The organism is Rosenbergiella sp. YN46 (assembly GCF_036620675.1).
Lineage (GTDB): Bacteria > Pseudomonadota > Gammaproteobacteria > Enterobacterales > Enterobacteriaceae > Jejubacter.
In genome coordinates this window covers 1-10,276 of record NZ_JAZHEE010000062.1, presented here as the reverse complement: position 1 = coordinate 10,276, position 10,276 = coordinate 1, and the positions used below count along the sequence as shown (strand labels likewise).

Sequence of the window (10,276 nt, the reverse complement as noted above, 5' to 3'; positions counted from 1 at the left end):
GCGAAGCGGGTGTATCGCATTATGAGGACACATAATCTGCTTCTTGAACGTAAACCCGCTGATCCCTGCCGTAAGCGGGCCCATAAGGGGCGTGTAGCAGTAGCTGAAAGTAACCGGCGCTGGTGCTCAGATGGCTTTGAGTTCCGCTGTGATAATGGCGAAAAGCTGCGGGTGACCTTCGCGCAGGACTGTTGTGACAGGGAGATCATTAGCTGGGCAGCGAGTACCGGAGGCTATGACAAAGAAACGGTGCAGGATGTCATGTTGGGTGCGGTGGAAAAACGCTTCGGAAGGCAGTTGCCAACAGAGTCGCTGGAGTGGCTGACGGATAACGGTTCAGCCTACAGGGCTCATGAAACGCGGGCGTTCGCCCGGTTGCTGGGACTGGAGCCTTGCACGACAGCAGTGCGAAGCCCGGAAAGTAACGGCATAGCAGAAAGCTTCGTGAAGACGATAAAACGGGACTACATCAGCATCATGCCGAAACCGGACAGCCAGGCTGCGGTGATGAATCTGGCGGTGGCATTCAGTCATTACAACGAACATCATCCGCATAGTGCACTGGGATATCGCTCACCACGGGAATATATACGCAGGAAGTTATCGCAATCATAAGAGAGCAAAAACGTCTGGATATATAGGGTCAAATCCACCTGGTAGCAATGGCCCTGCGGCTATGCAAAATGCCGGAAAGGACCTCTCAGGGACAAAGCGTTAAGCCAATACAATAGAAGTGCTATCCAATTTCATCATGGCGTTTTGCCATCCCATCGCATTGACCGGCTCACTGAAGATACCAGCCAGTAGTCTCATCTGAGTAGCACTCTCCCCCGTGACCTGTACCCGGGGGGCCGTATCCAGAGGGAGCTTTATCACCAGCGCGATCGTCGCAAATTACTCCACTTAACTGCGTTTTATCTGGTGCACCGTCCCAATACATGGGCTATTGACGCGGTTGAGCAGCAATCTGATATGGCGCGATGGTTAGAGTATGGAGCAGCCGGGCATTGCTATGCTCTAACCGGTACGTTTCGTTTCATGCTCTTTTCCCATAAGCTGCCAACAAGCCCCCTGTCTGCCACACTGAATATTCCTGCTCTGAACGCGTTTGCCGTTTCCATTGGAGCAACTCGCTGGTTTTACCTTCACGCTGGCGCCAAGATCCCCCTTTGGGATCACACTTTTCAACCAGACCTATTCACTTATAAAAATCAGGTGTTATTATTCACCCCGTAAATACCTTTCAACTCTACCCGAGGCTTTGATGCTGGAGAATGTCATCATCTGATAATCAGTTCCCCCGACCTTTTCAGGCCGGACTGATTATCAATGCGCCGAAATCGAATGCGGACACCGCCGTGTGTTTGCACATTTTGCACATGATGATGAAGCAGGTTTTCCAGTATGAATTTATCCCGTCAGGAACAACGCACCTTACACGTGCTCGCTAAAGGTGGACGTATTGTGTACGTTCGCGATACCTCTGGCCGCGTTACCTCTGTTGAATGCTACAGCCGCGAAGGGTTGTTACTCTCCGACTGCACCCTCGCCGTCTTCAAAAAACTCAAAACCAAAAAGCTGATTAAGTCCGTCAACGGCCAGCCCTATCGCATTAATACCAGCGGGCTGAACAACGTTCGCGCCCAGCCCGATAACCGTTAAGGAGCACTTAATGGATCTCAGACCCCTTGTTTCTGCCTCCGGCCGCTCGCAGCTGCCAGCGGATGAAAGCAAAATCCCCGGAACAGCCCCGCTTGAATGCACTATTTACAAAAGGAATTAATAATGGATATCCCACGTATTTTTACAATTAGCGAAAGCGAACACCGTATTCATAACCCATTCACACCGGAAAAGTACGCCACGCTGGGCCGCGTGCTACGCATGAAGCCAGGCACCCGCATCCTGGATCTCGGCAGCGGCTCGGGCGAGATGCTCTGTACCTGGGCGCGCGATCATGGCATTACCGGTACTGGCATCGATATGAGCCCACTCTTCACCACACAGGCAACACTGCGTGCCACGGAGCTCGGCGTCAGCGACCAGGTACATTTTATTCATAACGATGCAGCCGGTTATATCGCGGATGAAAAATGCGACGTCGCGGCCTGCGTAGGGGCAACATGGATTGCAGGCGGCTTTGCCGGGACAATAGAGCTGCTGGCAAAGAGCCTCAGTCCTGGCGGAATAATACTTATCGGAGAACCCTACTGGCGTCAGGTTCCTGCAACGGAAGAGATTGCCCGGGCATGCGGTGTCTCATCCATTGCCGATTTTCTCACCCTGCCTGACCTTATCGCTTCTTTCGATAAACAGGGTTATGACGTGGTGGAAATGGTACTGGCGGACCAGGAGGGCTGGGACAGATACGAAGCGGCCAAATGGATGACCATGCGCCGCTGGCTGGAAGAAAACCCTGAAGATGATTTTGGGAAAGAGGTTCGGGCGGAGCTGACGATGGCGCCCAAACGCCATGTTACCTACACCCGGGAATACTTTGGCTGGGGCGTGTTTGCTTTAATTGCGCGATAGCATAAAACAGGCGGTATAGCGCCAATGGGCTATACCGCCATTCAGCCAAAACACAAAACCTGCTGCTATGGATGATTCCCCTCTCGCTCTTCTTTCAACTGCTGGCCCCACTTATCCATCATGGATTTACCGATGGTCATTGCCATGGCAGAGGCTTAATGCTTATCGAGGGGGGAACTGGACACATCAAAGCGAAGCCTGGGGCCAGAGTTGCGCCGGTTACGTCCTTTTGGCTATGAGACGGAGATATCACCTTTATTCAGGTAGCCAAATTTAGTGTGCCATTAAAGTCAGCCATTCTTCTGATAATTATTGCTATCAAGGCTCCCGTTGATTATCTTTTTGCGGGGCTGGCTTAACACTGGACCGACCCCACGACAGTCCACTAACTCTATCTACTCGTTTACCTACGTCACGCACTCGCAGTCCTGCCCGTATTCGAAAACGTTCGACACATCAGGGAATGAAAGATAAGGGGCGTTAGCCCCTCAATCATAAAGCCATTTTCCAGCTTTGGCTGATTCAATAATCATTCCTAGCGTTAGCGTTTTAAACTTACGATCATGCCACTCCCTTTTTAATCTGAACTGCCACCAATAGAACTCTGGCATAAAGTAGTTATCTAAATTAAAGTTGCTATGCTCTATACCGTATCGTGTAAACAGGTCGAATAACATTTCTTCCAGATCTTCCTGGATAAGATTAAAATGCTTCGCAAACGTCCATTCTTTTTGTGATGGATTACTTCGATCACCATATTTTTCGGTGACATAATCTAAAAACTCTTGTTCATCAGGTCGCAGCATTAGAAGTATGTCCACATAATCCGATCTTTAGGTCGGACTATAAAGTTGTATTTACGCCTTGTCTCTCTGGCAGCCTGGGAAAATATAATAACGGCCTGAGCATATCCAATATAAGGAACAGCTCTCCCGACTATCGCCCCTAACTTATTTGTGGCTCGAGTCTGGCCTAATACAGTGGTTTCCATCCTCATTCCTCCCGGAAGGCGAGCATCCTTAAGGATTTTTCGGGCCAACGTTGAAGCTATACTTGTTCGCTTCACTTTTGAACCCAGAACCACACGTTTAGGTAAGATGGGTTGTCCCGCTAAAATCATTGCCGCTATTTCTATTTCCCATCCTGTATGATTAGCAAGACTCTCTATGGACTGACCCCGCCCCGGTAGACGATCCTGCCCTATAGTTGGACTGCCAGGCATTCAGCCGTATCAGGTAGCCGGTGCCGATGAAGTAAATCCACTCCGCATCCCCGTAGTCCTGGTATAGCAAACGATTAGGGGGAAATTTAGGTATCGGAACTTATTGTACGTTTAGCGCATTACTTAGCCGCCTCAACCTGTAATGGATTGGTTTAGGACCATATTCAAACTGCCCTTGTAATACATACTAGATAAGATCATAACTCGTTGATTTGTAGTATTGTACTACCTCTCTTTATATTGCAATACAGGAGATCAATAACCATGAGAAAATATCTGACCCAGGGTGAAGTTGGACAACTAGTGCAGGCTGCAGGACAAGGGCTCAATGCAAAACGAAATGTTTGTATGATCACCATGTGTTTTATTCATGGACTCCGGGTATCAGAATTGTGCCGGCTACAGCTACAGCAGCTAGATCTGAAAGGCCGAACAATTTATATCCAGCGCAGCAAGAATGGTTTCTCCACGATCCATCCCCTGATATCGGCTGAGTTACCCTGCCTGATAGCATGGCTGGAAGAGCGAAAAACGTGGTCCCATAGTGACAGTGAATGGCTGTTCCCTTCTCGTAAAGGAGGGCCACTTACCCGCCAACAGGTTCACTATATGTTCACCCAATACGGGAAAAACGCTGGTATTTCAATTGTCCCTCATCCACATACTCTCCGCCATGCCTGTGGTTATGCGCTGGCGGATCGGGGAGCGGATACCCGCCTGATCCAGGATTATCTGGGCCATAAAAATATCCAGCATACGGTGATCTACACGGCTGCGAATTCACAGCGGTTTATCAACGTCTGGGAAGAACAGTTGGGTGGGCGTAATACAGAACAGAAAAATAGTATGCAACCCGTCTTGTCGTCGACATTGGGTTTGTGAGCCACACAATAAACCTGGATGTTGCCGGATATTTATCGGATTTATCCTAACTAAGGTCGAGATTGAGGGAATGTGCAGTTTTTCTGATGTTTTGTATGATGAATCTGAATGATAGTGAAGGTGTAAATATGTCAGTTTGTACCAAACTGACATAATCCTAGGATTCCCCCCAGAACCTGTCAAGAAATAGCCTGACAAGAAATAAAATAGCTAACTACTTATTTTCTAAGAAAACATATAAAATATACATATTAAATGCAACTATTCACAAATAGGCGGCTTATAGTCTAGGCTGTTCAATACCCTCTCTGCTCTTCATCTGTTTTTTATTTAAATTTCAATTGGTTAATCATAAGCAATCGCCTCTGGAAATTTGACATTCTGGTACAAAAAGTAAGATCCCATCTCTCTGTCAGGAGAGATGGTAATTATTCTCATCCTGTGGTTGACCTTAAAAGAGTTCGGGATAGAACTTATTGTTCGTCAGATCTTTTATGGATTTTACAGGCTATCTGTATCCCGATATGGGAACGTAACAAAGAGAGTTCCGTATGATGCATCATCTTCCTGGCAGAAGAATTCGGCCAGCGTTGTTGGCTGTGTTAGTAAGTATGAACAGGCTATATCGTATTGCCTGGGATCCTTCAGGAGCAGCCAATATCAGAGAACCATATTCTCATCAGAAAAAGCCTACTTGCTTGTTACTGTCAAAAATATCCCGCCAGTTTATTATTAGCCACAGCTTCATTATTCCGGCTCTGTTATTCGGTGCGGGAGAAGCTGGGGCGCAACCCATTAATAACTATACGAATTATACATCCCCAACGTCTGTCAGTGATGGCTTACAGTGGCAGGCGACGGCAACAGTAGAGGTGGGAAGTGATGTTCAGGTAGCCCCGGCAGCGGATGGCACCGCCCTGAATATGGCCCCGCCCGTGGATGCGAATACTTCATTATGGATTAATGGAGGTGACCTTAACGCGACAGGTGGGCTGTTGATGGGGAAAAACAGCATGCTGCAAATTGGAGGAGCGCAACTCGGCGGTCTGACGTCTGAACAGTCACCCAGCTCCGGTGGCGTTTTAACCGTCGGGGATATTAAGACTTCCTCCGGTGCGACGGATATGCATCTCTGGATGTTTGGCTCTGCAACAAAGGCAACTGAGCTGAACGCATCGAATATAACCCTGACTGCCGATAATAATGACATCTGGGTAGATCGGCCTGGTGAGTCAGAACCAGGGGCTGATATCACCGTCACAGGTAGCATGAAGGTGGTAAACGGCAGTACCGGATCTTTCTTGCTGGCCGGTGATTCACAGCTAACAGTCGGAAAAGATTTATATCTCGATACGTCGAATGGCTCCTTTCTGGTCAGTAATGAAAGCGATACCCGGGGAATAACAGTCGGCGGTGACTTAACGCTCACGAATAACGTTACGCTGTCTCCTGATATTAATAGCGTAAGCACAGATGCAGGTATCTACTCCGCTGTTGTTAATGTGGCCGGTGATGTCAATATTCTTGGTAACAACGCCGGAAATACGGGGCTGCAAATTATTAATGCCGGAGGCGCGGGCGTCACCACAGGAGGTAACTTTAACATCTCCTCTACGGCCTCCGGAAACACCACGACTGTTATCTTTGGACACGGTGCAAAAATAACAGCTACCGATAATATCAACCTGCAAAGCGTTAGCGGTGGGGCAATAAACCTGTATATCGGGGATTCAAAATATGGTGCGCCGGCAGATATCAACGCCGGTGAGATCATGATGAACGGAGAGGGAAATAATAAGGTCATATTTAATAATAATCAGCCAACGCAACCTGGTACAGATGGATACGTTTTCGATGTTCCCGTTAACGGGAATGGAAGCGTTGAACAACAGTCAGGCCATACCACTCTGGCTTCTGCTTCTGAATATTCTGAGGGGACGCTCATCAGTGGCGGATTGTTGTCCATCGCAGATCATAATGCACTGGGAAGCGGCAGCGTTATGATAAATACTAACGCATCTGACAGTACGCAGGGACTTGATATCGCCTATACGGATGGTTCTGGTTTTTCAAATACACTGAGTGGTAGTGGCGCAACAAATGTTACCGGCGATGCCCAAATTGTGGGTGATAACAGCGGGTATACTGGAAACTGGTATGTATCGGGTAAGGCGTCAGAGAATACCAGTGCCACATCATCATCCAGAGGATTTGGCTCCGGTAGCATCGATATTGCGTCTGGCGGGCAGTTTATTGCAGGAACGAGCGGAGATTACGACTTTAATAATAAACTGACAGGAACTGGCGATTTTCTTGCCGACAACCAGAACGGTGTCTTTAACTTTACCTCCGGCGTCGGTAGTGAGTTCGCAGGCAATGTTTTCCTGGATAATAATACCTTCGCGTTAGAGGGAGATAATACTTCAGCGCTGACAAATGCGACGGTTCACATTGAAGGCGGCAACATAACAACCGTCGGTAACGGAACGCAGAATATTGGCGGCCTGGGGTTTAATGGCGGCACACTGGTATTCGGTGACGTCTCTCCCGGCACTTCTGTCAGCGATCGCTTCGTTGAAACAACGGACAATCTTGATTTGACCGGAAGCGGCCAGGTACAGATAACTGACGGCACGGCGTTTGAAAACGCCCCCGTACATCCGGATACCACGCTTCCCCTGCTCCAGCAGGATGAGCAGGGAGCGATGGTACAAGTAGCCGGAAGCCAGGGAACCGTCACAGGGTCGGCAGGAAACCTAGGGTTAATAGATCAGAACGGAGATACCGTTTCTGCAGCTGTAATGAACCACATAACCCAGAATGGCGAAATCGTTGCTGACGGAACCTATGACTACCGTCTGACCAGCGGAGACAATCAAGACGGTCTCTATATCAACTATGGCCTGACGGAAGTGACGCTGCTGGCTCAGGGCGATAATGCCCTGACCCTGAACGCGGAGGGCAATACCAACAATGCCGCCGACCTCAGCGCCAGAGTTACCGGCAGTGGCGATCTGCGGATTGCTACCGATACCGATGTCTCCCTGTCAGACAGCGACAATGACTATACTGGGGCAACATGGGTAACGGCCGGTACCCTTAAGATGGGGAATAACAATGTCCTGGGTAATACCCGATTGCTGAACCTGGCAGACGGTACCCGGCTGGCTATGAACGGCTATGCCCAGACGCTGCAAAACCTGAATACCGAAACAGGCAGCATGCTGGATTTCCAGGGCGGCAGTCTGACGGTAAATAACGGTACCGTCGCTGGCAATCTGACCGGTAACGGCTCGCTGAGCGTCGCTAGCGGAGAGCTGGACATCAGCAGCGATAACCCTGATATGACGGCACAGACGACCATCGCAACAGATGGCACGGTACGTATGCTGGCCAACCAGGCACTGGGAACCGGCAATATCAGTAACCAGGGTACACTGTATCTTGGACAGCAGGACAGTACGCTGACGTCATATCAGGTCGGGAGCCTGTCCAACAGTGGTACGGTGGTGCTCGGACACAGCGATAGCGCTGGTAATGCCATTGCTGGCACCACGCTAACGGTAAACGGTGATTACACGGGTGACAATGGTCACCTGCGCTTCAATACTGTACTCGGTGCAGATGACTCTTTGACCGATAAAATGGTGGTGACTGGCAGCACGAGCGGCAATACCGGCGTCAGCGTTACCAATGCCGGTGGCACGGGTGATGAGGCGTTAAACGGTATAGAGCTTATCAATGTGGCGGGTGCCTCGGACGGTACCTTTATACAGGAAGGTCGTATCGTAGCTGGAGCCTATGATTACTCGCTGGTACGTGGTCAGGGGGATAATAGCGGGAACTGGTATCTGACCAATAACGGCACAACTCCGGATCCGACCCCTGACCCGGACCCGACCCCGGACCCGACCCCTGAACCTGCCCCCAGCGTCCGTCCTGAGGGGGCCAGCTACACAGCAAACCTTGCTGCGGCTAACACAATGTTCGTCACCACCCTGCATGATCGTCTGGGTGAAACCCAGTATGTGGATGCACTGACCGGAGAGAAACGCGTCACCAGCCTGTGGCTACGTCAGGTGGGCAACCATAACCGATGGCACGATCGTAGCGGCCAGCTCTCCACACAGAGTAATGGTTATGTAGCTCAACTGGGTGGGGACATCGCACAGTGGTCCGACGATGGGCTGGCCCGTGGGCACCTGGGATTAATGGTCGGCTACGGCAACAGTAAAAGCAACACTTCATCCTCCCACACCGGTTACGGCTCGCACGGTAGCGTTGATGGCTACAGCGCGGGAATGTACGGTACCTGGTTTGCCAACGATGCCGAAAAAACCGGTCTGTATGTCGACACCTGGATGCAGTACAGCTGGTTTGACAATCACGTCAACGGAGAAGGTCAGGCCTCAGAGTCCTATAAATCGAAAGGACTGACAGCCTCACTGGAAACCGGGTACACCTGGAAGGCAGGCAGCTATACTGGCAGCCAGGGAACCCACACCGACTGGTTTATCCAGCCTCAGGCTCAGGCTATCTGGATGGGCGTGAAGTCGGATGAACACCGTGAGGAGAACGGTACACGCGTGAAGGGCGAGGGAGATGGCAATGTCATGACCCGCCTGGGAGTACGAACTTTCCTGAAGGGTCGTCATCAGGCAGATGAAGACAGGGAGCGTACCTTTGAGCCCTTCGTTGAAGCAAACTGGATACACAATACCCGCAATTTTGGGGCCACTATGGATGGTATCACGATCCGTCAGGCCGGTGCCCGCAATCTGGGGGAAGTGAAAGTGGGTGTGGAAGGTCAGTTGAATAGTCGTTTGAACATGTGGGGGAATGTTGGCGTCCAGGTGGGTGATAAAGGATACAGCAACAGCACGGCGATGCTGGGTATAAAATATAACTTCTGATGTAAAGGCGGGGTCATAAACGACCCCGTCCTCTTTCTTATGTCTGGCAGAACATTCCTGAAACAGGGTGCTGGAAAGAACTGCACATTATTTCCTTACAGAGTAATATAATGAGAATAATTACTGAGAATTGTTTCCTGAGACTCGGAATTGAACAGATCATTCGGGAGTGGCATGAAAAATTATATCATCCGATCATTTTTATTGACATCAGCAGACCAGTAAAAACAAATATGCCACTGCCTGGTAAATATGAGGATGCGATGTATTTATACATTGCGGAGAAACCGTTGGTATCGGCACAAGAGAAACTTTTCTATAATGCCATTCACCCGGGAAGTTTTTTTCATATGCGGATGTCCTGGAAAGGAATGGCCCGACATATCCAACGTGCCCTGTCTGGTGATCCTCCGCTGCCTTTCTGGCAGCCAACTACCTCCCTGAGTGCAAAAGAAATACAGGTGTTACACCTGTTATCTGATGGACGATCGAGCCGAATGTGTGCAGAGCATCTCGGAATCCATCCCAAATACGTCAGCATGTATAAATGCCGGGCAATGAGTAAGTTGGGGATACGGCGGAATACTGAGTTATGGCGGATGATGGCTGTACTGAAATCGATTCTGGAATGCCAGCGCCACTATTCTGATTGGATTTGACCCTATATATCCAGACGTTTTTGCTCTCTTATGATTGCGATAACTTCCTGCGTATATATTCCCGTGGT

Annotated in this window: 7 protein-coding genes and 1 pseudogene; 6 read left to right on the top strand and 2 right to left on the bottom strand. The window is 49.7% G+C overall.

Translation table 11 applies throughout. The features are described from left to right. The 3 genes from V3W49_RS22050 to V3W49_RS22040 form a co-directional block, all read left to right on the top strand. The coding region (locus V3W49_RS22050; RefSeq protein WP_500148108.1) for an IS3 family transposase at positions 1 to 615 on the top strand (615 nt) is incomplete at its 5' end. 789 nt (positions 616 to 1,404) lie between these two features. Next, positions 1,405 to 1,662, top strand: coding sequence for a YjhX family toxin (locus tag V3W49_RS22045; RefSeq protein WP_500148107.1), 258 nt, complete (start codon positions 1,405 to 1,407; stop codon positions 1,660 to 1,662). A 123-nt stretch (positions 1,663 to 1,785) separates the two neighbouring features. Further along, positions 1,786 to 2,532, top strand: a complete 747-nt coding sequence (locus V3W49_RS22040) for an SAM-dependent methyltransferase (protein WP_500148105.1) — start codon at positions 1,786 to 1,788, stop codon at positions 2,530 to 2,532. A 488-nt stretch (positions 2,533 to 3,020) separates the two neighbouring features. On the opposite strand, the gene V3W49_RS22035 is transcribed toward V3W49_RS22040, so the two are convergent. Both V3W49_RS22035 and V3W49_RS22030 read right to left on the bottom strand, forming a co-directional pair. Next, positions 3,021 to 3,338 (bottom strand): DUF1493 family protein, encoded by a 318-nt coding sequence (locus V3W49_RS22035; RefSeq protein WP_500148104.1) that lies wholly within the window; start codon positions 3,336 to 3,338, stop codon positions 3,021 to 3,023. Then, positions 3,338 to 3,697: pseudogene (locus tag V3W49_RS22030) on the bottom strand (STM2901 family protein); the annotation flags it as partial. The gene V3W49_RS22035 and the pseudogene V3W49_RS22030, both read right to left, overlap by 1 nt. A gap of 315 nt (positions 3,698 to 4,012) precedes the next feature. Between V3W49_RS22030 and V3W49_RS22025 the strand changes: the two are divergent. The 3 genes from V3W49_RS22025 (at position 4,013) to V3W49_RS22015 (ending at position 10,208) form a co-directional block, all read left to right on the top strand. After that, positions 4,013 to 4,636: a tyrosine-type DNA invertase gene (locus V3W49_RS22025; protein WP_500148109.1), complete on the top strand. Its 624-nt coding sequence runs from the start codon at positions 4,013 to 4,015 to the stop codon at positions 4,634 to 4,636. Positions 4,637 to 5,187: 551 nt separating this feature from the next. After that, on the top strand, positions 5,188 to 9,549 hold the full coding sequence (locus tag V3W49_RS22020) for an autotransporter outer membrane beta-barrel domain-containing protein (RefSeq protein WP_500148103.1): 4,362 nt from the start codon (positions 5,188 to 5,190) through the stop codon (positions 9,547 to 9,549). A 110-nt stretch (positions 9,550 to 9,659) separates the two neighbouring features. Next, complete coding sequence (locus tag V3W49_RS22015) at positions 9,660 to 10,208, top strand: helix-turn-helix domain-containing protein (protein WP_500148102.1); 549 nt, start codon at positions 9,660 to 9,662, stop codon at positions 10,206 to 10,208. Positions 10,209 to 10,276: the final 68 nt, after the last annotated feature.

Bases quoted from the DNA above. Each gene is read 5' to 3' on its own strand.
- V3W49_RS22045 (WP_500148107.1), top strand. From the start codon at position 1,405: ATGAATTTATCCCGTCAGGAACAACGCACCTTACACGTGCTCGCTAAA.
- V3W49_RS22040 (WP_500148105.1), top strand. From the start codon at position 1,786: ATGGATATCCCACGTATTTTTACAATTAGCGAAAGCGAACACCGTATT.
- V3W49_RS22035 (WP_500148104.1), bottom strand. From the start codon at position 3,338: ATGCTGCGACCTGATGAACAAGAGTTTTTAGATTATGTCACCGAAAAA.
- V3W49_RS22020 (WP_500148103.1), top strand. From the start codon at position 5,188: ATGATGCATCATCTTCCTGGCAGAAGAATTCGGCCAGCGTTGTTGGCT.
- V3W49_RS22015 (WP_500148102.1), top strand. From the start codon at position 9,660: ATGAGAATAATTACTGAGAATTGTTTCCTGAGACTCGGAATTGAACAG.